The sequence below is a fragment of the Heyndrickxia shackletonii genome, from assembly GCF_001420715.1.
GTDB classification, from domain to species: domain Bacteria; phylum Bacillota; class Bacilli; order Bacillales; family Bacillaceae_C; genus Margalitia; species Margalitia shackletonii.
In genome coordinates this window covers 214,781-236,776 of the sequence record NZ_LJJC01000004.1, presented here as the reverse complement: position 1 = coordinate 236,776, position 21,996 = coordinate 214,781, and the positions used below count along the sequence as shown (strand labels likewise).

24 protein-coding genes and 1 pseudogene are annotated in these 21,996 nt (G+C 37.3%); 7 read left to right on the top strand and 18 right to left on the bottom strand.

Annotated elements, in window-relative coordinates:
- Positions 1 to 32 precede the first annotated feature (32 nt).
- Positions 33 to 320 carry a hypothetical protein gene (locus AN964_RS01240; RefSeq protein ID WP_055737982.1) on the top strand — a complete coding sequence of 96 codons (288 nt, stop codon included), beginning with the start codon at positions 33 to 35 and terminating at the stop codon, positions 318 to 320.
- Positions 321 to 550: 230 nt separating this feature from the next.
- On the opposite strand, the gene AN964_RS01235 is transcribed toward AN964_RS01240, so the two are convergent.
- Both AN964_RS01235 and AN964_RS01230 read right to left on the bottom strand, forming a co-directional pair.
- Positions 551 to 844: an RNA polymerase alpha subunit C-terminal domain-containing protein gene (locus AN964_RS01235; protein WP_055737981.1), complete on the bottom strand. Its 294-nt coding sequence runs from the start codon at positions 842 to 844 to the stop codon at positions 551 to 553.
- 36 nt (positions 845 to 880) lie between these two features.
- Positions 881 to 2,173: a helix-turn-helix domain-containing protein gene (locus tag AN964_RS01230; RefSeq protein WP_055737980.1), complete on the bottom strand. Its 1,293-nt coding sequence runs from the start codon at positions 2,171 to 2,173 to the stop codon at positions 881 to 883.
- Between the two features lie 154 nt (positions 2,174 to 2,327).
- Here AN964_RS01230 and AN964_RS01225 point away from each other — a divergent pair, with 154 nt between their 5' ends.
- Complete coding sequence (locus AN964_RS01225; RefSeq protein WP_235950665.1) at positions 2,328 to 3,575, top strand: MFS transporter; 1,248 nt, start codon at positions 2,328 to 2,330, stop codon at positions 3,573 to 3,575.
- Between the two features lie 251 nt (positions 3,576 to 3,826).
- Here AN964_RS01225 and AN964_RS01220 read toward each other — a convergent pair whose 3' ends face one another.
- The 3 genes and pseudogenes from AN964_RS01220 to AN964_RS01210 all read right to left on the bottom strand — a co-directional run bounded on the left by AN964_RS01220 (position 3,827) and on the right by AN964_RS01210 (position 6,223).
- The gene (locus AN964_RS01220) at positions 3,827 to 4,708 is read right to left on the bottom strand and encodes an NAD-dependent epimerase/dehydratase family protein (protein ID WP_055737979.1); all 882 of its coding nucleotides are present in this window, start codon (positions 4,706 to 4,708) and stop codon (positions 3,827 to 3,829) included.
- Positions 4,709 to 4,905: 197 nt separating this feature from the next.
- Positions 4,906 to 5,763 carry a hypothetical protein gene (locus tag AN964_RS01215; RefSeq protein WP_055737978.1) on the bottom strand — a complete coding sequence of 286 codons (858 nt, stop codon included), beginning with the start codon at positions 5,761 to 5,763 and terminating at the stop codon, positions 4,906 to 4,908.
- Positions 5,760 to 6,223 (bottom strand): annotated as a pseudogene (locus tag AN964_RS01210) (SRPBCC family protein). The gene AN964_RS01215 and the pseudogene AN964_RS01210 overlap by 4 nt, the downstream one beginning before the upstream one ends.
- Before the next feature lie 150 nt (positions 6,224 to 6,373).
- On the opposite strand from AN964_RS01210, the gene AN964_RS01205 reads away from it, so the two are divergent.
- Positions 6,374 to 7,018, top strand: a complete 645-nt coding sequence (locus tag AN964_RS01205; RefSeq protein WP_055737977.1) for a hypothetical protein — start codon at positions 6,374 to 6,376, stop codon at positions 7,016 to 7,018.
- 118 nt (positions 7,019 to 7,136) lie between these two features.
- On the opposite strand, the gene AN964_RS01200 is transcribed toward AN964_RS01205, so the two are convergent.
- Positions 7,137 to 7,805 carry a Crp/Fnr family transcriptional regulator gene (locus AN964_RS01200; RefSeq protein ID WP_055737976.1) on the bottom strand — a complete coding sequence of 223 codons (669 nt, stop codon included), beginning with the start codon at positions 7,803 to 7,805 and terminating at the stop codon, positions 7,137 to 7,139.
- A gap of 74 nt (positions 7,806 to 7,879) precedes the next feature.
- Here AN964_RS01200 and AN964_RS01195 point away from each other — a divergent pair, with 74 nt between their 5' ends.
- Both AN964_RS01195 and AN964_RS01190 read left to right on the top strand, forming a co-directional pair.
- Positions 7,880 to 8,638, top strand: coding sequence for an HAD-IIB family hydrolase (locus AN964_RS01195; RefSeq protein ID WP_055737975.1), 759 nt, complete (start codon positions 7,880 to 7,882; stop codon positions 8,636 to 8,638).
- Positions 8,626 to 9,243 (top strand): HD domain-containing protein, encoded by a 618-nt coding sequence (locus AN964_RS01190; RefSeq protein ID WP_055737974.1) that lies wholly within the window; start codon positions 8,626 to 8,628, stop codon positions 9,241 to 9,243. Before AN964_RS01195 ends, AN964_RS01190 begins: the two co-directional genes overlap by 13 nt.
- Positions 9,244 to 9,325: 82 nt before the next feature.
- Here AN964_RS01190 and AN964_RS01185 read toward each other — a convergent pair whose 3' ends face one another.
- Positions 9,326 to 10,057, bottom strand: a complete 732-nt coding sequence (locus AN964_RS01185) for a MerR family transcriptional regulator (protein WP_055737973.1) — start codon at positions 10,055 to 10,057, stop codon at positions 9,326 to 9,328.
- A 164-nt stretch (positions 10,058 to 10,221) separates the two neighbouring features.
- Here AN964_RS01185 and AN964_RS01180 point away from each other — a divergent pair, with 164 nt between their 5' ends.
- Positions 10,222 to 10,665 (top strand): hypothetical protein, encoded by a 444-nt coding sequence (locus AN964_RS01180; protein ID WP_055737972.1) that lies wholly within the window; start codon positions 10,222 to 10,224, stop codon positions 10,663 to 10,665.
- Positions 10,666 to 10,704: 39 nt separating this feature from the next.
- Here the strand turns inward: AN964_RS01180 and AN964_RS01175 are convergent, their stop codons facing one another.
- From AN964_RS01175 to AN964_RS01125, 11 genes are all read right to left on the bottom strand, one after another.
- The gene (locus AN964_RS01175; RefSeq protein WP_055737971.1) at positions 10,705 to 11,043 is read right to left on the bottom strand and encodes a DUF1801 domain-containing protein; all 339 of its coding nucleotides are present in this window, start codon (positions 11,041 to 11,043) and stop codon (positions 10,705 to 10,707) included.
- A 45-nt stretch (positions 11,044 to 11,088) separates the two neighbouring features.
- Entirely contained in the window at positions 11,089 to 11,523 is a 435-nt protein-coding gene (locus AN964_RS01170) for a YciI family protein (protein WP_055737970.1), read from the bottom strand.
- A gap of 340 nt (positions 11,524 to 11,863) precedes the next feature.
- Positions 11,864 to 13,129, bottom strand: a complete 1,266-nt coding sequence (locus AN964_RS01165) for an RNA polymerase sigma factor (RefSeq protein ID WP_055737969.1) — start codon at positions 13,127 to 13,129, stop codon at positions 11,864 to 11,866.
- Positions 13,126 to 13,557 (bottom strand): YciI family protein, encoded by a 432-nt coding sequence (locus AN964_RS01160; RefSeq protein ID WP_055737968.1) that lies wholly within the window; start codon positions 13,555 to 13,557, stop codon positions 13,126 to 13,128. The genes AN964_RS01165 and AN964_RS01160 overlap by 4 nt, the downstream gene beginning before the upstream one ends.
- Before the next feature lie 103 nt (positions 13,558 to 13,660).
- Positions 13,661 to 14,467, bottom strand: a complete 807-nt coding sequence (locus AN964_RS01155; RefSeq protein WP_055737967.1) for an alpha/beta fold hydrolase — start codon at positions 14,465 to 14,467, stop codon at positions 13,661 to 13,663.
- Positions 14,468 to 14,994: 527 nt separating this feature from the next.
- Positions 14,995 to 16,140: an ABC transporter permease gene (locus AN964_RS01150; RefSeq protein ID WP_055737966.1), complete on the bottom strand. Its 1,146-nt coding sequence runs from the start codon at positions 16,138 to 16,140 to the stop codon at positions 14,995 to 14,997.
- A gap of 2 nt (positions 16,141 to 16,142) precedes the next feature.
- Complete coding sequence (locus AN964_RS01145) at positions 16,143 to 17,255, bottom strand: ABC transporter permease (RefSeq protein ID WP_055737965.1); 1,113 nt, start codon at positions 17,253 to 17,255, stop codon at positions 16,143 to 16,145.
- Positions 17,256 to 17,274: 19 nt separating this feature from the next.
- Entirely contained in the window at positions 17,275 to 18,210 is a 936-nt protein-coding gene (locus tag AN964_RS01140; protein WP_055737964.1) for an ABC transporter ATP-binding protein, read from the bottom strand.
- Between the two features lie 172 nt (positions 18,211 to 18,382).
- Positions 18,383 to 19,105, bottom strand: coding sequence for a gamma-glutamyl-gamma-aminobutyrate hydrolase family protein (locus tag AN964_RS01135; RefSeq protein WP_055737963.1), 723 nt, complete (start codon positions 19,103 to 19,105; stop codon positions 18,383 to 18,385).
- A 299-nt stretch (positions 19,106 to 19,404) separates the two neighbouring features.
- Complete coding sequence (locus AN964_RS01130; protein WP_055737962.1) at positions 19,405 to 20,505, bottom strand: sensor histidine kinase; 1,101 nt, start codon at positions 20,503 to 20,505, stop codon at positions 19,405 to 19,407.
- A gap of 10 nt (positions 20,506 to 20,515) precedes the next feature.
- Positions 20,516 to 21,157: a response regulator transcription factor gene (locus AN964_RS01125; protein WP_055737961.1), complete on the bottom strand. Its 642-nt coding sequence runs from the start codon at positions 21,155 to 21,157 to the stop codon at positions 20,516 to 20,518.
- Positions 21,158 to 21,500: 343 nt separating this feature from the next.
- On the opposite strand from AN964_RS01125, the gene sigV reads away from it, so the two are divergent.
- Complete coding sequence (gene sigV, locus AN964_RS01120) at positions 21,501 to 21,980, top strand: RNA polymerase sigma factor SigV (RefSeq protein ID WP_055737960.1); 480 nt, start codon at positions 21,501 to 21,503, stop codon at positions 21,978 to 21,980.
- Positions 21,981 to 21,996 lie beyond the last annotated feature (16 nt).

Sequence of the window (21,996 nt, the reverse complement as noted above, 5' to 3'; positions counted from 1 at the left end):
AATAGGCGTAATAAAATACAGGAGGTTGTTGTATGAGAAAAAGGCTTATTGCATTATCTTACTTATTTTTTTCTATTTCTGTTATGGCTAAAATGGTAGAATCTCTTTTTTCATCCTCACATTATTTTTATTATCATTATTTAAACCTTACACTGATCATCGTTATGATCTTCCCTCTTATCGGGTTTATTTTAGCTTGTCTTGGAGATGGAGGAAAAGCAAAAAGGAGGGCTATTGCTATAATTTTAAACGGTATCTGCATATTTCTCTTTTTACCCTTAGCATTGCTGAACTTTTGGATTATTAATTTTGGAAAGTAAGTGGTGGGGGGTAGTGTTCTCCTCAAAAAGCAACCTTTTTCGCATTCATATCCTTAAATATAACCTTTAATACTAACGATTCAGTCAATTTAATCAAACGTTTGATTAAAATTGCATGTGTCGAATAAGTGTGGAACGAGTAGAATATCCAAATCAATGAATCATAAAAACGGTTGGAACTTACCCCCAACCGTTAAATTTATTTATCTTTAAGGATGTAATCTTATCTATTAGCTTCTAAAAGATAACCCATTTTCCTCTAAAGCAGATCTAAGTTTGGGCAATGAAGCTGGTCCCATCCCATGAAATTTCAATATCTCTTTTTCTGTATACTTTGCTAGCTCTTGTATAGAGGTTATCCCGTTGTTTTCTAGCGCTCGTCTTGCTGGTGCAGATAGGATGGAAAGAAATCCATTTTCAGGTATTGGTTCCCGCTCACAAATCGGACAAGCCGGGCAATCACTGCTTTTATAATATTTGTGTCCTTTTTCGCAGGTTCTTAAATTTTTATTTGAAGTTGTCATTCTAAAAATACCTCCTTCTCCGTTAAATATATACCTTCATGCCTTCACCTGAATCTCCTGCAAAACATTTCTTGCAAACTGATAATACGCAGTGTGCGGATATTGACGCAGCCTTTTTATAGCCTCCAGAGCATATTCCGTGGCTTTTTCTGGTTGACCAAGTTCCTTATAACATATAGCTTGGTATGATTTATTTATCTCCCGAATCGCAATGTCCATTGGAGAGTACTCAAAAACATGTTTATTGTCTTCTTTTAGTAATTCTCTGAATAAAGGTAATGCTTTTTCCGGTTGTTTCAGCTTTGTATAACATCTGGCTTTCATATCTACTGCGGAATCTCCGTATATGATTTTCCAGTTTTCGTTTAATGACTCCATGTTTTGCAGTTTCTTTTCATACTCCATTGCCATTTCAAGCGCTGTTTCAGGGTCGTTCTCATAAAACTCTGCATAGTGCGTCAAAATGATTTCTTTTTCAAGATACAGGTGATCATTATCAACGATTTCGAAAAACTTATTGATTTTATCCACATATTCTCTTGCAAGCGAAAAATTATTGATATTGTAGTACATTAAAGCTCCGCGGTTATGGATTTCAAAAAAGCGATTTAGCATAACATGTTTATTGGAGAATCGTATAATTTCATCAAGCAGCCGAACCGTTCCTTCAAAATCACCTAATGAATCCAGTATGTCCATTTTCAATAGCATTAGGTCAATTTGAACGGAAATCGTTTCATAATCCGTTCCTGTTACATTGTTAAGGGCCGTATTAATGAGTTCCAATGTTTTTTGGTAGTTCCCATGAAAGGATTCAACATATGCAAAGAAAAAGCGCATTTTCAATACTCTGCTTTCCATTTGCAGATCTTTATATAATTTCTCCGCTTGTGCAGCATGTATTGCCCAATCCCTATCATCTAGCAGATCATATTGCGATTTGTAATACAGATAATAAGAAAATAGACTGCGAGCGTAAATTTCATAAATTCTTGCAGACGCAAAATCACTTCCTAACTGAGGAAGCAACTTTTTAATATGAGTAATAGCTTTTTCTAATTTAACGGAATCAGCCATACCATCCAACATATCCAATAGATAGGTTAACTCATTCCTTAACTCCTCTTTTGTTAGTCCTCCACCTAACAAATCCGAAACGTTTACCCCTAATTGATCAGCAATATGCTTTAAATTTTCAGCTGATGGCTTGGATTTTCCATTTTCTATTAAACTGACCATTGCCGGAGACATTTGGTCTTTTGCCACATCCGCTAAAGTAAGCTTCTTTTCTTTTCTCAGTTTTTTTATTTTTTCCCCTATATGAGTCATTTGTAAACTCCTTTTCGGTTCAATCGATAACCATATTGTATCACATTTTAAATATATTTAATTTTATTTTTAAAAATTTTTAAAAATTTAGTTGCATTTATTTTTAAATATATTTAATATTATTTTTAAATAAATTAAAGAAAGGGACATAAACATGGAAACAGAAATTGCCCAAATTAAACAAGAAGCACCTAACTCGTTTATAAAAAGAAACATGTCTCTAATTGTAAGTACATCCGCAATTGGGAGCATTGCCGAAGCGATTTATACGCTTTGTGTTTCATGGTATGTGCTGGAACGTACTGGGTCTGCCTTTTTAACCTCAGCCATTGCCGCTATTTCCTTTATTGTGAATGTATTTGCGGGGCCATTTATAGGGGTGCTTGTAGATCGAACCAATCCAAAGTCAGCTATGCAAAAAGCGTATATTGCGATGGCGTTGATTGGAGTAGTATTAGCTTTATCATATGTTTTTTTCATTGATTACATAGTCTTTTCTGTTATGGTGATGGTTATCCTTAATGATGTAGCTCAATTATTTATTTTTCCATCACGAAACCGTTTGTTGCCTTCTCTTATAGGGAAAGATCGCATTCCAATAGTGAGTGGATATTTGTCTTCAGCAAACAATACTGCTTCTTTACTAGGCAATGCTATTGCAGGATTTTTGCTCTCGTTAATTGGGTTTATCGGAGTCTTGTTGACACATTCTGTTTTATTCATCCTTGCAGCCGCATTGGTAAAATGGTTGGTACTTCCTAAATATGAATCAAAGAAAATACAGCAAAACCAAAAGAAAAAGGAATTTTGGAAAGAGTTTAAGGAAGGAGTAAAAATTTTACGGGGACATAATGCATTACTTGCACTTACGTTTATGAATATGGGTACAAATATTGTTTCGATTGGATATTTATATATTGTTCTCCTTAAAACACAATATGGAGCTACTTCGTCACAGTATGGCTTTTTTGAGGCTATTGGTGTAGCTGTCTCCATTGTGACTGGCCTTTTTGCTGGTAAAGTAGTAAAAAAAATCAAACCTGTAATTATTCTATCAGGTGCACAAATTATATCTTGCAGTTGCATGGTCTTATTGGGAACCGTAAATGAATTGGTATTTGCTTTTATTTTATTCGCTATACAAACATTTTTTAGTATTTTTCAAGGAGTTGTAGTAGGCACCCTTTTTATTACACTTGTGGATGCAAAATACCGTGCTCGGGTGGATTCTCTTGTTACTAGTATTTCCGCATTCATGATGCCCGCTACCGTCTTTCTCGGCGGCTATTTAGCCGATCATATTCCAATTCGGTATATTTTTTACTTCGCAGGTACATGGGCGATGTTAATGGGATTGGCTCCGTTGTTTAGTAAGGATGTAAGAGGATTGAAAAAGATATAAAGGAAAATTCTTCGTCAATTAATATCATGTTTTTCGATGTAATAAATCGGAAGTCCCTCATAAAACAATGGTTTTCATTGATTTTAATCAAACGTTTTATTAATATACTTTTTTGTCACTATTTGTTGTAATGTGGAAAATGTTACTTTGAAATAAATCAAATTATCTAGAAGGATATATTTTACAAATATAAAAAGAATCCATTTTTGATCAAAATGGATTCTTCAATATGGCGAAAGCTAAATTTACCTTTATTCTTTATTACTCGCAATCGCTTCAATCAATGGTTTCAACCAATCATGTAAATTAGTAAATTGGAAACCACTGTTTGTTGCCTTTTCATTTGTCATATACCAGGAAGCAGGAATCGCATAAGGTGAGCGTATTTCATCATTTCCAACTAAGGAGATTTTTGCTGATTTTCCAGTAGCTTCTTCGACCAATTTTATTAACTCGGATAATGCAATCTTCCCGCTTGCTGTTGCATTATATGGCCCCTCCACTTCTGAGAAGCCAGCCCATTTTAAAAACCGTGCTGCCTCTGTTGCTTGGATAAAGGACATTTCTGCGTCCATATTTAAAAATCCGATTGGCTCTCCATTTGCTACACGTTCAACGTGGAAATGTAAACGGCGTGTATAATCATTTTCTCCCATTACGATAGGGAAGCGAACTGCTACAACCGGGAATTTCGCATATTTAAAGAAAACAGCTTCCGCTTGACGTTTTCCTTCCCCGTAAGAGAAATCTTCACTATTGCCAAAACGAATTTCATAATGATAAGGATTAAAATCATCCTCATTTTTTACTTTCCCATCCATTTCATATGTAGAAAGTGTAGAGGTGAAAACAAGCTTGCCAATTTTTCCATTGAAAACTTCACAAAACTCATAAGCTTCATTTGGGGAAAAGCAAATATTATCATAAACAATATCAAATGTACGATCTTCTGCTATTTTTGCCAGTTCTTCCTTATTGGAACGATCTCCGACAAGATGTTCTACCTTGTCACCAAATGGATTGCCGGATTTACCCCGAGTCATGATCGCAACATTATGTCCTTCTTCAATCAGTAACTCCACCAATTCACGGCCAAAAAAACGTGTACCACCTAGTACTAAAATATTTTTCATTAATTCGTTCTCCTTTATATTTGCTTTGATAGTTTAATAAGACTTCACATTTCCTTTTCGTCTATCACTTTTAGACAATGTATCTTATTAAAAGAGTTACTGTTAAGGTTCTATATTAATAGGCATAATCCTTCTTTCTCCAGAACAGTGCAGACCGAACTTGATTTTCAATTAGGTGTGGCAAGAGACCGGCCCCCTCATTTCGCTTCATCCCCTATACACAACAGCCATTGTTTTATACGGTCTTCAAAGTCTTCCTCTTTCCAGGCTATAATCGCCCCTATTTCTCCCAATCTATCAATCTCTTCTTGAAAAAACATCTCCCCAATAAAATAGGCTAATCTACTATAGCCAAATTTATTACCGCCATTGATGGAGAACCATTCACGATACAATTCCTCCGTTGTGAGAGATTGATAGTCTTCCGCAAATGCGCTTTTAATTTCATTTGCGTTTTCATTTGCAAAGTCAAGCCATTCCTTCCCTTCGTCGTTATACGAAAAGTAAATAGACGGATGTAAGCCCGGAGCAATTTTCCTCGAAAAATGGGTTGCCACTCCTTCCCGATAAGACCAAATCAGAGGGCTGTTCCACTTTGCTTTTGTCCAATCCATCCCCGCATTATCAGTCAAAATATTTTGGGCAGCGTGTCCAAATTCATGGGCAACTATTACTCTTAAGTGATCTGGATCTGGTGATAATTTTTCTAAAGCGAATGTAATGTTAGGAATGATTTGCCGATAAGTATATGCGTTGGAACCGAATCCTCCAACAATCAAGTGAACATCAATCGGAAACGTAACTTGATACAGTTTAGAATATTCTTCTGTTACTTCCTTTATGATTGGAATAACATTTTGATGAACTTCTTTTATCGTTGAAAAATATTGTGGGTACTTTTCAATCGATGAGGTGTGTCTTTCATCTGTATCTTTACAATGGGAAGAAAAATACACCTCGAAAATATCTGGGTATTCGGCATAATAGCTTCTTAAGAAAGGAATGCTAGGTTCATAGTTATTCAAAAAGAATGGAGTGGTATCAATTAGTTTCATATGTATTTGCCTCCCTTTTCCGCAATTTTTTTTAATTCGTTTGCGCGAGAAATAATGAATTTTCTCATATATTTTTCCAAAATAATTTGTCGGCTAAAACCCCAATGAGACCTAGTGGAGATTTATACTGAAACTGGTCAATCATGATGGTTCCTTCCCCCTGTTCCATAAATTGATGTGTATGAACAAAAGAGTGAAAGGCACCCTTTACCATAATATCAACAAATCTATTTGGCTTTTCCATTTCGATTATTTGAGCAGTTAATCTTTGCTTGATTCCGAAATGAACTGCCTCCCAAGTTACTGTATCCCCCAGTTCAAGCAGTCCTGAGGTGGTGCCTCCCACTGCTCTTTCGTTTGTTTTACTTGTCGTTTTCGTATGTACTTCTACATCTCTTGCAAGGTCAAGGCATTTGTCAATCGGTGCCTTGATGTAAATTTTATACACAATTAATGGCATTTTGATTTTCTCCCCGAATTAGCACTTATATAGGTAATACTACAATTTTCCGGAAAGTCCTTTAATCCGCTTCCTCTATTAAAATATGGAATTTTATGCTAAAATCAATACAAATTGTTTGAATATTTCGTCAGCTAGAGGGGGGTTTTTATGAAGCAAATAAACACAAATATCGTTCAAGGATACAAAGAAAAAGATATTCCTTTTTCTTTGTATGCGGATGAAAATAAATCTAGTAATTTAGCCATTTTCCTCCCAGGGGGAGGATATTCCGTTGAAAGACCGCTTTTTCATTATGCAACTAAGATTTTTTTAAACAGATCATTTGACATTTTACATATAAATTATCAATACAATGATTCATTTTATGATGATTTCAGTAATGAGGAATTAGCAGAAGCGGTTAAATATGATGTAAGGACCGTTATTGATAAGATTTTTGGAGACTCACCTTACGAAAACTATTATCTAGTCGGTAAGTCCTTAGGAACAATCGCTATGGGCACTGAATTAAAAAGGCAGATTTTTAAGAATGCTAAAGCGGTGTGGTTAACCCCGTTGCTTCATAGGGATGATGTATTTAATGCAATGATCAGTAGTGAAAATAGTGGTTTGTGCTTTATTGGTGACAATGATTACTGCTATATTGAGGACAGATACAATCAATTGCTAAAGAATCCAAATATCCTGTCAACATTATTTCCAAAAGTGAATCATGGCTTAGAATATGAAGATGATACGCCAGAGACAATTGAGGTTTTAAAAAAGATTATGAAAGAAATGGAACAATTTTAAAGCGTGGTAAACGCCACGCCTTTTCCTGTTAATGACTTTTTGCTCACAAGTACTGAGGTGATTCTTCTCACCGGTTTTTCCTTTGTTTTCGTATGTACTTTTTTACACTTTAAAATTATTATTCATAACGAATATCCTCAGAATAAAGATCTAGTTTTGCAAAATCTATTATTTTAATCCCTTCTGTTGTTCGAGTAATAATATCTTGTTCACCCCAAGTTTTGATAATTCGATTTAAGTGTCTTTTGGTTGTTCCGATTAATGAAGCCACCTCATTTAAATTAGATGTAAAAATATAATCTTTTGTAGAAGAATCCGAGTAAATTGTACATAAATAAGCTGCGAAACGAGCTTCAACTGATGCTAGTGCATTCACTCTTGAGGAAATAGTACAAGTTTGCAATTTATATGCAAGTTCTTTTAATAGAAGCTTTGTAAATGTACCATCCATTTGCAAATATGTTATATAAACCGAAAGTGGAATGAAGATAAAAGTACACTTACTTGAAGCGATGCAATCCGATTGAATCGTACAGTCTTGTAAAATTTCAATATCGCCCAAAACAGACAGAGGATTGCAATAACGTAGTAATAATTCTTTGCCGGTTACTTCCCTTGTTGTTACATAATACCGACCTTCTATTAACAAGTATAACCCGTCTATTTCTTTTCCCGATTGAAGAATAATTTCTTTTTCATGGAATGTGCGTAACATCAATAAATGCTGAATAGATAAAGGAATTGGTAGATTAAACTGTTCGCATGCTTGCTTTAAATTTATGCTCATATTTTACCTCCGGGACATCTGTCCTCTACATTCTATCAAAACTTTTGTAACATATGTAAAAAGGGGTGAGCATAATGAATTTTGTATTTGATATAGACGGCACTATTTGCTTTACCGGAAAGAATATAGAGGAAGAAATTTGTTCTGCTTTGGATGAATGCTTGGATAAAGGGCATGAAGTAATCTTTGCTTCCGCCAGACCTATCCGTGATTTATTACCGGTACTGCCCAAGAGATATCATCACGTAAAGATGGTTGGTGGCAATGGCGCATTTACTTTTAAAAACGGGAAAATTGAAGTTATCTATTTCAAACAAGAAATAGTGATAGCATTAAAAAAATTGATTGAATCATATCAATTAAAATATCTAGCGGATAGTGATTGGGATTACAGTTTTACGGGTGAAGAGGATCATACGATTTTTAAAAACCTAGATCCCCATAAAACAGCGATGAATAAACCACTTGAGGGTTTAAATGGAATTTCAAAAATGGTGATTTTTTCTCCGCCAGCGGAGGTGAAACAGGCTTTACATAAAATGCCGGTTTCTTTATTTGAACACCATTCAGAGGAGTTAATTGATATAAGTCCCCTTGGCATAGATAAACAAAAGGGGTTGCAGCAATTAGGTATTACAGAATTTATTGCATTTGGGAATGATGCAAATGATAAGCAGCTTTTTCAGGATGCTAAGCATAGTATTTGTGTGGGGAATCATCCAGTTTCTGTGTATGCAAATGAAATTGTTAATAGAGAGAACGTCGCTAAAAAAATCAAAGAACTAGCGAAACGATATGTAAATGAGGAGAGCGTTTATTCATGCAACAACTAAAAAATGTCCTTCAATTGATTAAATTAGGTGAAAAACTAAAAATGGAACTGCGTCATAGCTGGCTTTCAAATGGGAGGCGAGAAAGTGTAGCAGAACACACTTGGCGGGTTGCACTTATGGCCATGGCAATAGAACCTTATCTGCATCAAAAAGTAAATAGTGAGCGATTGTTAAAAATGATCATCATTCATGATCTTGTAGAAGCATATGCAAAAGATATCCCTGCCTTTCATACCATGGATAACGCTGAACAAAAAGCATTAAAAAGACAAAATGAAATAGAAGCAATTGAAAAAATTCGCGATATATTAGGCGATGAAAATGGCCAAGCTTTTTATCATCTGTGGTTTGAATTTGAGGACAAAATAACATATGAAGCTAAAATTGCAAATGCATTAGATAAATTAGAAGCACAAATTCAACATAATGAAGCGAATATTGACACTTGGCTGCCTATAGAGCATGAAATGACCTTTATGCTTCAAAAACATACTGCATTTGATCCTGTGCTGAACGAATTAAAAGATTTAATCGAGCAAGAAGGAGAAAACAAACTGCTCGCAGCAAACATAGATATACAAAGGTTAAAAGAAAATCTTAATTAAAAAATTATGTTTTTTGTGGGCTATTGCATAAGCATAAAAATTGGGAGAGGGGGACCCGCCCCTTCACCCCATTCCAATTTGGTTAGGACAATTTTTCTAAAGCTTTCTTGATATATTTATATAAAGGACCATCTATACCGAATTGAATCGGATTATTAGGGTTTTCCGCATGGAAACGTTCCGCTGCTTCCACAATTTTTGGATCTCCCCCGGAAAATATATTGGTTAGTTCTCTCCAGCGTTTTGCTAATTCCTGCACTTCATCACTCTCAACCGGAGTATTCTTCTCCATAAGTTTCCTTACCCTTTCAATTAATGTTGACCACTCATTTTGCACTTCTTTTATTTTTTCAGGCCCAAATTGTTCGCTTCTTTTCTTTAAATTCGCCAATTGTTCTTCTGTAAAATATTTATTAGTAGTCATCTTCATCACCTCAATTAATTTGATAAAACGCTCAACCGACACATCTCTTTGTTGGTTAAGAAATTCATATAGTTGTTCTAATTCCCTGCGCAGCTCTTCTTGAATACGAATGTCCTCATTCAGCTTTTCTAGTTGGATTTTAATAACCTCCAATGGTCTGAATGTCGGGCTTGTAATAAATTTTTTAATTTCATCCAATCCGAATCCTAATTGCTTCAAGGATAAGATTTGCTGCAGTCTTTCTAAATCAGCATCCGAATATAGCCTATGGCCTGTTTCTGTATGCTTTGAAGGAGAAAACAATCCTATCTGGTCATAATGGTGAAGTGTACGGACCGTAAGACCAGATAGTTTCGCCAGTTCTCCTACTTTCCAATGTTTCTTTTCCATCATCATCTCCTCCTAATTCGTACGAATAGTTTTTACCGGTAATTAAACTATACAACCTAACGTTACGTTGGGTTCAAGAAAAACATTATATTTTTTTAAAGGAGTTTTAGTAATTGGAGAAGAACCATATAATTTAGAAAATACTGGTCTTAAAGGGGGATAAAATGAAGGGACGATGTATACCACTGTTTACAATGTTATTTCTTTTCCTGATAACTCCAATAAATTCCTTCGCTAGCTGGGCATACCCCTTTGTTGTTTGGAATGGATATATTTACGTTGTAAGTGAGGAGAAGGTCGAAAAGGTAGAGAAAGAAATCGGGCATGTAACAAAGTACTCAGATAGGGAAGGAATGTATTCCGGAAACTTTTCAAATGTCTTTAAGAAAGGAACGAAATATTACTCTATAAAAGGAATTAGTACGGACGAGGCAATTGCCGTTCAAGATGGGAAAGGAAAGTTTGTAAAAGCAACAAGAGAAGGAAAATATGAAGGCGATAAAAAGTCATCTGAAATAAACTTTATGAAGTGGGCTGCTGTTTTTTTGGTAATCATTATCATCATTGCGACTGGGGGCAATTTTGTAAAGAGAAAGAAGGAACGGTAGTATTCCTTTTCATTAAAAAAGGGACAAGGATCTGACCCCTTATCCCACTGAAGCCTGACTAACCCATGAAACTAGCTGCTCGGAATCAAATGTGTCCCCTTTTCGCAGCTTTAATGTCTTTCTTTCCGGTGGCCCATCGAACATGCTTTCCGGTAGATCCAGTGAGGAAGCATTAAAAATCGTAAAACTAACAGCCTCTTTCGATGTTGAGATAACAGCAGCATATTTTCCATTTTTCAAAAAATGTGGCTTTTTATATTGGATACGTTCATTTACATCTGGGATAGCTTGATGGACAACTTTACGTAAACTGGTGGCTAATTCTCCTTGCCAGGGTTCTTTTATGGAATGAATAAAATCGGTTACTTCTTGATTCATTTTGACATCATCTCCTTTATTTATAGTTGGTTTTCTTAGTTTGCATTATAATTCTTTCAACATATTGAGCTGATCATGCAAATCAGCTTCTAATGCTTTAATTCCAGGTTCTTGTAAAGATTCTCTTTTCTCTTTAAGCCTTCGCAATTCAATCTCGAACTCACCGTACCCCACTGGAACCGGCATTTGTAGAGCCCAGTTTAGAGCCTCGTCCTCCGATTTCACGTCAATCAAGGTATATTCCGCTATGAAATCCTGATTTAACGGAAACGGACCGACCTGCACCTGTGGTTTTGCTCCACTCATTGGATACCTTACTTTTATCCCATTTGAACTTGGATAAAGTTCCTCATCTGCAAGAAGTGTGCCAATCTTAGCCAAGGACTTCTTATACGCATTCATTGCATCATGGAGTTCCTTGCTGTAAGCCACCCCAGCTTCCGTGTAAGCTGTAGCCTTCACAATCAACAAAAATCTCATTATTTTTCCCTCCTCGTAAGAAAAGCGTAAGTGCCTTGATCATCGGCGTACGGATTTCGTAGTCTTCGACTGAGATAAAGGAAACACAGCGAGGTCGTTCACGAGCTATTGAAAATTGAACTGCCATTTTCACCTGATGTTGACTTATCGTAGGGAGAAGACGGAGAAATCCGCTAGCCGATAGGCGCTGCAGCTAGACAAATACTAAACTTGTGAAATACTTTATATGATACAAAGCTTGTAAATACTAATAATTTAAGGAATATAGACTCCCAAAACTCCTTCCTTACTATTACGACGAATAGGAAACTATGTAATCGACAAGAAGGTTAAAAGATATTTATATCGATGTTTTTTTCTCACATTCTGCCGCTCTGTTTAGTAAAAGTGTTCGTTCGCGCTCATTTTGAGTTAGAGACGCTGCCCGTTCAAATTCTACCCGGGCTTCATCGTACCTCTCTAGTTTCATAAGGAGATCTCCGCGGACACTTGGCAACAAATGATACCCCTTTAAGGAAGGATTAGTATTCAACTCGTCCACAATCTGAAGTCCAAATGCAGGTCCAAATGCCATAGATATTGCCACCGCCCTGTTTAATTCTACGATTGGCGAAGGCATTACTCTTGAAAGTGCTTCGTAAAGAGCAGCAATTCGGACCCAATCTGTCTCTTTGGGAGACGGTGCCTGTGCATGGCAAGCAGTAATTGCAGCTTGCAAAGAGTATGGTCCAAGTGAATGTCCAAGACTGCGGCTGCGTTCAAGTGCTGCCAAGCCGCGACGAATAAGCAGCTGATCCCACAGTGCACGATTTTGGTCCATGAGAAGAATGGGTTCTCCTTTAGAGTTCACCCTTGTTTTCAGGCGGGAAGATTGAATCTCCATTAGCGCAACTAATCCATGCACTTCCGGTTCATGCGGTGCAATCTCAGCAAGTACCCGTCCAAGTCTTAGCGCCTCCTGACAGAGCAACGGTCGAGTCCAGTTATCCCCGGCTGTTGCTGAATACCCTTCATTGAACATCAGGTATATTACCTCAAGCACCGCTTGGAGACGATCTGTCAGTTCATCCCCGACGGGCACTTCAAAAGGAACATTATTAGCATTAAGCGTTCTTTTCGCTCGGACAATTCGCTGTGCGATGGTTGATTCCGCGGTGAGAAAGGAACGTGCGATTTCTTCTGTAGTTAGACCACAAAGCAGACGGAGGGTTAAGGCGACTCTAGCATCCTGAGAAAGCACTGGGTGGCACGTCATAAAGATGAGACGAAGGAGATCGTCACCGATCTCCTCATCCAAAGCATGGTCTATGTCCTCTTCTGTATATAAAGTTGTATGTTGGGCGACCTCAGCGTATTTCTGATCACGCACTTTCGTTCTCCGCAAAAGATCGATTGCACGCCGCTTCGCCGTTGTCATTAGCCATGCACCCGGATTTTCTGGTATCCCAATTTCCGGCCATCGTTCAAGCGCAATGACCAAGGCATCTTGAGCCAGATCTTCTGCAAGCGCGACATCTCGTACCATTCCGGTTAACCTGGCGATAACCTTTGGCGATTCTATTCTCCATATCGCATCAATCGTTCGATGTGTTTGGGACAAACTCACGCCTTTTGCTCCTCTACACGCTTTCGAAGTGCTGCTTCTTTTTCCAGTAATTCAGGATTATCCGTTAAGTCTTCCGCCTCAAATACCTGTCTAAGTTCAATTTCTCCCTGTCCATATCCGTGTGGGTCCGGCATCCTCAGAGCCCATTCAATTGCCTCTTCTCTAGATTTAACTTCGATCAGTGTATATCCCGCAATTATTTCTTTTGCCTCTGTAAAAGGACCATCTATAACCTTTGGTTTACCTCCCGGTTCTGGGTAGGAAATTCTGATTCCAGTTGAACTAGGCTGAAGTCCATCCGCAGCTAGTAAAACACCTGCTTTCACCAATTCCTCATTATATTTTTGCATCGCTTCTATTAGCTCCTTGCTTGGCAGTGCACCCGCCTCTGAATCTGTAGTCGCTTTCACAATCATCATAAATCTCATAGTAAAACCTCCTATTTTTTAATGAAGCTTTGTATCGCTTCTACTTATACAACGAATAATAAATGGATGAATCGACATCAAAATAAAGTTTTTTAAAAAAGAATTACCTTGTAAAGAATGCACAAAGTTCCGATGAAATCATTTTTGAATTAAGTTTCTTGGTGTGGCCAAGACCTTTTTTACTGAGGAGCTGTGCGTTTGGCAGAACACCCGCTAATTCCTTGGCGCTATTGCGAAGAGAGGCAGGGCTTTCCGTTCCTTCCATCACTAGTGTTGGTACTGTAACTTTCCTCCACTGTTCGGAAGGCAGGTTTTTTCCTTCCATAAAACCATCTAACAAAGCGGCGTCATAAGGAAGCGTGTGAGCAACATCCAATAGCTTTGACCATACACCCGGCATTACACGCATCATCGTTACAACAAACGAAGGTGCACCCATACCTTTTGTCATAAAAAACTTAACTGCCTCCGCTCGGTTATCAGCGGCAATAAGCTCGGTAGTTTGCTTCAGAAAATTTTCCGGTGGCTTTGGGTCTTCAGCGTTAACCACAAAAGGAGGTTCGTGAAGAGCTAATTTCGTAATATTTGCTCCTTTCTCTGCTGCCTGTAGGGCAAGAGCCACTCCAGAAGACAATCCCCAAACATATGCCGATCCGCCAGCTTCATCAATCATCGCTTGAAGATCTTCTATTTCACGAGCAATGTCATATGGCTTTGTGTCACCACTGTCACCTCTGCCCCTGCGATCATAGTTATAAACGGTAAAATACTCCGCTAACAAATTTGCCAGTTTTACTTGGGCAGGAAATTTTCTGTAGCTAAACGCTCCTGTTACCAATATAAGTGCCGGTCCTTGACCTACTTTGTCATATGCAATCTTCGTGCCGTCTTTTGAGATTACGGAATACATACAATGGCCTCCTATTCAAAATCATTTCATTCGGATTTTCATTTCTCAAAATATCCTGCATCTATTAAGACAACGAATGCGCTAATGACAAATCGACACATCTATAAAAATATTTTTTTAAAATTTTATAACCGAATAAAACACATTTTACATAAGTATAAATACTCCCACTGTATAGTAAATTCCTTTCTATTTTCAACAGTTCAATAAGAAAAAAGGGCATCCATCAAAATTGAATGCCTGTGTAAATTTGAAAGTAAAATGTACCGTCTCGAAGAAAGTTATACCGTTAATAAGAAAGTTGCACCGTTATACCCCTTATGGATAATATTGTCTGAAGAGTATTCTTATGTCTCAGAGGGGAATTTTTGAAGCTAAAAAATCGTTTATCGTAAAATACCGAATTGGGGGCATTTTGATAAATTTTTATTTTAAAGCTACTGCCCGTAAATTAATTTAATAGATACAATATCTTTTAAAAGTTCTCTTCATAAAAAAGGGATAAGGGAACCTGCCCCTTATCCTGCTTAAACAAAATTCCTGACATTGTTGTTACGGCTGATTTTATAGATTGCTATTAAGAAAAACGCTACAGCAAAAGCCAGCAGAATCATGAAATTCAATGTTACATGGCCTAAATGTGCGCCTTGCTGTAATTTCGTAATAGTTTCCAATACCCAGTGCTGCGGGAGGAAATCAGAAATTTTTTGCAATGCTTTTGGCATGATCTCGGCTGGGAAGAAACAACCAGATAACAAGCAGGTTGGAACGATGAATAAGTTTTGCATTGCGCCTGATGCGCCTGTACTGTTTGTAAAAGCTACCGTAATTTGTGCAAATCCAATTGCCACTAATCCAAATATCAGCAGGATTAAGCCCAATTGCCAAACCGGCATATTGATGTTGATGTGAAATATCCACTTAAGGCAAAGTAATGTAATAATAATTTGAATGACCATCACAAAAAGATTCACGATGATATTGGCCGAAATATATTTTTTGGCATTAATAGGTGTTGATAGAAGTCTGTAATAGGTTCTATTTCCTTTTTCTTTTAAAATAATTTCCGCAAGGGTGCTTGCACTGATTAGCATAATCATTAATAAATATCCGATCGTTTGGTTGGTCATATCTTTATACTTTGACGTGTCCTTTAATACACTCGCGGACATCTTTACTTGTGGCTGATGGTAATCGGCATACATTTTATCGAATTTGTTTTGATCACCATTAGAAGCCTTACTGATTGCAGAAATATTATCAATATAATTATATAGATAGGATTTGATATAACTTGTAACCGTTGCGCCTTTTATGGAAGAAATGCTGATATGATTTGGATTTCCTGCAAGAACACTCTTAGCAAATCCCTTATCAAGGGTAATAACACAATCGAGTTTTCCTTCCGTAATTTGATCCGATACATCAGATTCCTTAATGTTTTTCACCTTCACATTCTCTAAGCCTTTTATAAACTTAATGGTATCTGTTGTAACAGCTTGATGATCATGATCGACAATCCCAACTTGCAGTATCGTTCCACCTGAACCACCATAGGAAAGGAAGGAGATAAATATTCCAATAAGAGGAGTGCATATATATAACAGAATTCCCTTTTTACTTTTAAACGTTACTCTCAATATATTTTTCACTAACCAAAATATATCCTTCATATTTATAACCCCTCCCGTCTTTGAAAAGAGACTACCGCTATCAGCATCATAATAATCGTTATCCCGATATTCAGAGTTATAGAAGGAATGGCTGCCGCAAGATCATTCGCATAAATCACCTTGGTAATTCCTTCAATTGCCCAAGATAACGGCGAAAGTTTTGGAATATTGCCTGCATAGTCGATTTTATAATAAGCACCACCTATGAAGGAGGCTATTTGAATGACAATCATCACAATGGTTCGGGCCGCTCCGCCTGTTTTGGTGATATAGCTTACTCCAAGCCCGAAGCTGACAGCCATCAGCACTTCTGTTAACAAAATAAGGAACACAACTCCCAAATGGTCTCCCCAATTTGCTTTAAAAACAAATTTGCTAAATAAAACAACGATGACAATAAAGATAAAATTTATTGTGATACTTCCAAACACTTTTCCTAAAAATATGTCGCTTTTACGAGCAGGAGATACTAAAAGTCGGTCCCCCGTTTTCCTTGCTATTTCCGTATTCATTAAGGAACTACCATTCAACGCAGCATAAAGAGCAATCATGGTCGTCATGGCAATCGCATAGTAGTCCATCGCTCCAGGAGATTTTGTAGCATGTAAGGAAGTTTCTTTTATATATTGGTTGGAGTGATTTGATGCAAGAACCATATTCACTTTACTCGGATCGACCTTTGCTACCGACATGGCAACATTGTATTTATCTACAAAAGCGGTCAACATTCCTTGAATAATGTTTCCCTCAATACTATTCCGGTCACTTTCATATAATTTGATTCCAGTGTTTGAAATCTCCACATAACCGTCAACATCATTCTGTTTTACTGCTTTCTTTCCATCTACATTCCCTTTTGTCTCTTTAAAGTGAATCCCGGATTTATTTGTTTCTTTTTTAAATGTTTCAAAGGCTTGAGCTAATTGATTATTCCCCTGATTTTTATATAAAACATGAATGTTATCGATTGAAATCTTATTCGTACTGAATGCATTTGATAATGCCATCCCAAGTACCAACATAAACACAATTGGAAATGCAATCATGAACACAAACATCCGGAAATCCCGAAAAGTTTGCTTTAACTCTTTTAAAAAGATGTTCACAATGTTCACTCATTATCCCTCCCTTCTATTAATCACGCAGGTTTCTCCCTGTTAACGTCAAGAACACTGTTTCCAGATTTGGTTCCTGCTCTTCTAATGAACGTATTTCTGCACCGTTCTTCATTAACTGTTCAATGATCTTATTTAAATTGTTCACTCCGGCATCACTATTGATTTTAATTACATTGTCTTCTATTTGAACTGCTTCCACTCCATTGATTGCTTGCAACGTGTTCGGATCAAGACCCTCCGCCGATTTCACTTCAATCCAAATATCCTTTGTATTCGTGATGATGGATTTCAATTGCTCCTTTGTTCCTTCCGCAATGATCTGGCCGTGATCCACAATAGCAATGCGAGTACAGATTTCCTCTACTTCTTCCATGTAATGACTTGTGTAAATGATCGTACTTCCCATTTCATTAAGCTTGCGTACTGAGGTAAGGATATAGTTTCTGGATTGCGGATCAATCCCGACAGTTGGTTCATCCATAATAATCAATTTTGGTCGGTGGGCAATGGCACACGCAATATTCAGGCGCCTTTTCATCCCGCCGGAAAAATTCTTTGGATAGCCTTTATGCTTATCACTTAAACCGACAAACTCGAGCGCCTCTTTTACACGCGCATCTAATTCCACCCCACGCAGGCCATACAGCCCCGCAAAAAAACGAACATTTTCATATGCAGTTAAATCCTCGTAAATGGCCAAATCCTGCGGAACAATCCCGATATTCATTTTTGCAAACCGGCTATGTTTTTCGGCATTTTTTCCAAGGATGTTAATAACCCCTTCGTTGCTTCTTAATAGTCCGGATATCATATTGATAGTCGTGCTCTTACCTGCTCCGTTTGCACCCAGAAATCCGAAGATCTCACCTTCTTCAATTTTTAAAGACATATTATCTACCGCGATAAAGTCACCGAATTTCTTCGTTAAATTTTTTATTTCTAACACATTCATGTTTTTTCTCCTCTCGATTAGAAATCCGCTAGCCGATAGGCGCTGCAGCTAGACATCTATTAAAGCGCTTATGATGTTATTATAGAAAAAGGAACACACTTCCATAAGTGCATTCCTTCACTGTTTTCACATGAGAATTTTCATGTTTTTCATATGAGTTTTTTCGCGGGAGTTATTTGCCTAGTTCACAGGCTTTTATAAACTCAGCAAATAGTTGATCCATCTGGTAATTGGTCCCCATTTCCTCCGGATGCCACTGAACTCCCAAAATCCAACCTTCTTCCATATTTATTGCTTCGATAGCTTCTAATATTCCATCATGTGCCCGCGCCGTGACCTTTAATCCGAGAGCAAGGGTGTTCACTGCTTGGTGATGGAAGCTATTCACCCTCACTTCCTGTGTCCCAAGTATAGTGGATAAAAAGCTATTTCCTTCTATTTTAACGGAATGAGAAGGGGTTTTACTGGATGCCTTTTGCGTATGCTGAATACAATTAGGAACAATACTTTCAATATCCTGCAAGATGGTGCCGCCCAGTGCTACATTTACGACATGCACCCCTCTGCAAATCGCCAAAATAGGTACCTTTCGTTTTCTTGCAGCGTGTACTAATCCTATTTCAAACTGATCCCGTTCTATTATGGTTTTTTTCAGCTGCGGATGAGGTTCCTCATGGTAGGTATACGGATCCATATCCTCTCCCCCGCTTAAAATAATTCCATCGCATACATCTAACCATTGTTCTGCCATTTCTTCTGGCGCAACAGCAATAATAACAGGGAGGCCACCCGCATTAGTTATTGCATCACAATAACTAATAGGCAGCATTGAGCTTTCATGACCATTATAATGAACGGATGAACTAGTAATGCCGATAACCGGTTTTTTCATCATCTAAGAATATACGCTCCTCTTCACAAAAGTAAATTTATGTACAGTATTTCCTTTAGAAGAGGGAGGTATTTGTTTTAATAAAATATTAAATATAAAAACAAACGGACACTGGTTCCGTTATCTTTATAAAATCACCCTAATTTAATGACTAAGCGGACAGAGATTCCGTTATTTGCGTAAAAAAAGAGAAAATAACCTCCCTATTGCAAAAATAACGGAATCTCTGTCCGCAAACATAAGGATTCAGCCCGTTTTGTCACACATAAAGGAACTGGTGTCCGTTATCCTAAAGCTACTAATTAAATAGGCAGCAATGTCGTCACCGAAAACCCATTCATCCCATCCACTATCACTTTTCCGTTAATAGCGGCAGTCCGTTCTTCCATTCCCCTGATTCCAAGGCCTTTTTTCACCTTTTCAGCGCCTTTGCCATTATCCTTCACTTCGACTCTAATGATTTTATTTAAAACATTAAGTTCTATAGAAACATGTGTAGCATCCGAATATTTTAAGGTGTTCGTCAAAGCCTCGGTAATGTTCTCCTGTATGATTTTCCAATGAATTGGGGCGATAACCTCCAGATTCCCCTTGTAAATAAAGGAAGTGTCCAGCTGATGTTTCGATGAAAATTCATCAATTAATAGCTTCATTCGGTGAATACCCATCTGTTCGGTGGGCGGCTTCATATTTTTCAAGGTAACTCGAATGCTTTCAATTCCCTCCTTCGAGATATTGATGGCATTTTGCAATAATTCCGTCGCTTTTTCCTGATTTATGCCCATCAAACGCTTAGAGGCTTCCATTTGAATAAGAGCGCCAGTCATGGAGTGGCCAATTTTATCATGGATTTCTTGGGAAAGCCTGTTCCGCTCCTCCAGCTTAAAAGTATATTCTGATTGCCTTATGTATTCTTGATTTTCATTCAAACTTTTCGATAGCTTTTGCAGACTTCTTCGCATCGTATCCATCTGATGTTCGTATTTTATCAGTTTGTTGGTAAAAATAACTCCCATTCGAAATACCATATAGCTCAGTAGGGTTACCATTCCGTATGCAGGGTACATATTCCCCTTCATATATATAACCGGAATAAGGGTTATGAGTAACAAATATGGCTTTTTTTCCATAAAGTAATTCCCTAACTCAAAGATACTGATAGGCAGAAGCAGCATAAAGTGCGGATCGATTTGGATACAGAAAATAACTACTAATATAATGGACACTAGCATAAGCAGCTTTTTAACTATATCCCTTTTAAACAAATAGGTCACAATGCTCACACTAAAATAAACAAGCAGGGAAAAAACAACCCAGGGCAAATGAGGGCTGCCTGATTGAACATAGACTGCAGCAATATACCCCATAATAATTAATTTGCTGAAAATCATCCATAATTCCATTTTAATTCCCTCATTGCTCTACTTTGCCTGTTAAATAATAAATGGCAATTTGCGTACGGTGCCCAAGACCCGTTTTATTTAAAATCGACGTAATATAATTCGCAATCGTCCCTTCCGAAATAAAAAGCTGCTTTGAAATTTCTTTATTGGAAAGTCCTTTTGCAATAAGTGACATAATACTAAGCTCTCTTTCCGTAAACAAACTCGTATCAATTTTCGATTCCTGATTTTTAGACTCTGCCAAATTGGACTTTATTTTCTCCAGCACCACATCCTGTATAATACTATTTCCTTTATACACACCCTTGATGGCATCCCGAATGACTTCCGGTTCTGTATTTTTTAGCAAATACCCCTTCGCTCCGTTCTTTATCGCATCCATGATATATTCATCATCATCAAAGGTCGTTAGAATTAAAGGCTTTGTGTTTGTTTGCTCTGTTAGGAGCTTCGTTGCCTCTACGCCATTCATATTCGGCATTCTAACATCTAGTAAAGCAACATCAACTTCATTGTTTTTACAATAATCAACTGCTTCTTTCCCATCATCTACGGTCGCTAAAACCTCGAACTCATCATACGTGCTGAGGATGATTTTCATCCCCTCCCGAATAAAAGAATTATCATCGGCAATAATTAGTTTTATCTTCATTCTATAGAGTGCGCACTTCTCGCACTTTTCACATCCTTTATAAAAAATTACCCTTAAAAACGTATTCTCTTTCTTTCAAACAAAATCCTTTCTAAATTATTCTTACTTAATGTATTACAGGAAAAGCGCAATCGCCTTGCTCATCTGCTAGCGGATAGGCGTTGCAGCTGGACAGTGACTACACTGTTAAATAATTTTTATACTAATAAAGTTTACACATTCTTATACTTACAAATGAAAATAAAATTTCCAAAAAAAGCTTAAAACTTTTTATCCTCACCGCACGTCTATTTTCCGTAACACCAAACAGATACGTATCTTAGAAAAAGGAGCTCTTTTTTCAATGAAAAGCAAGTTGGACCACTATTTTATACAGTTCGTTACAGAAAATAAAGAAGACTTTTATCGACTGGCTTATAGTTATGTCAAAAATTCAGAGGATGCTTTGGATATTGTTCAAGATTCTATAAAAAAGGCGATTCTGGCGAAAGATTCTATACGGGATGCCCAGTCCGTCAAAAGCTGGTTCTACCGAATCGTTGTCAATACATCCTTAGACTTTTTGCGTAAAAAGAAAAAGGTTACCTTCGTCGATGAAGAAACTTTAGATTATTATAGCTCAGGCAAAGAAGATGTCTACAAGCATTTGGATTTGGAAAAATCGCTGGAGGAATTGCCCGTTAAGTATCGCAGTGTCATCATCTTGCGATTTTTCGAGGATTTAAAAATTGAAGAAGTCGCAGAAGTCCTTGGTGAAAAGGAAAGCACGGTCAAAACAAGGTTATACAGAGCACTGGATATGCTGCGAATTAAGTTACAATAACACGTTACTGGAGGAA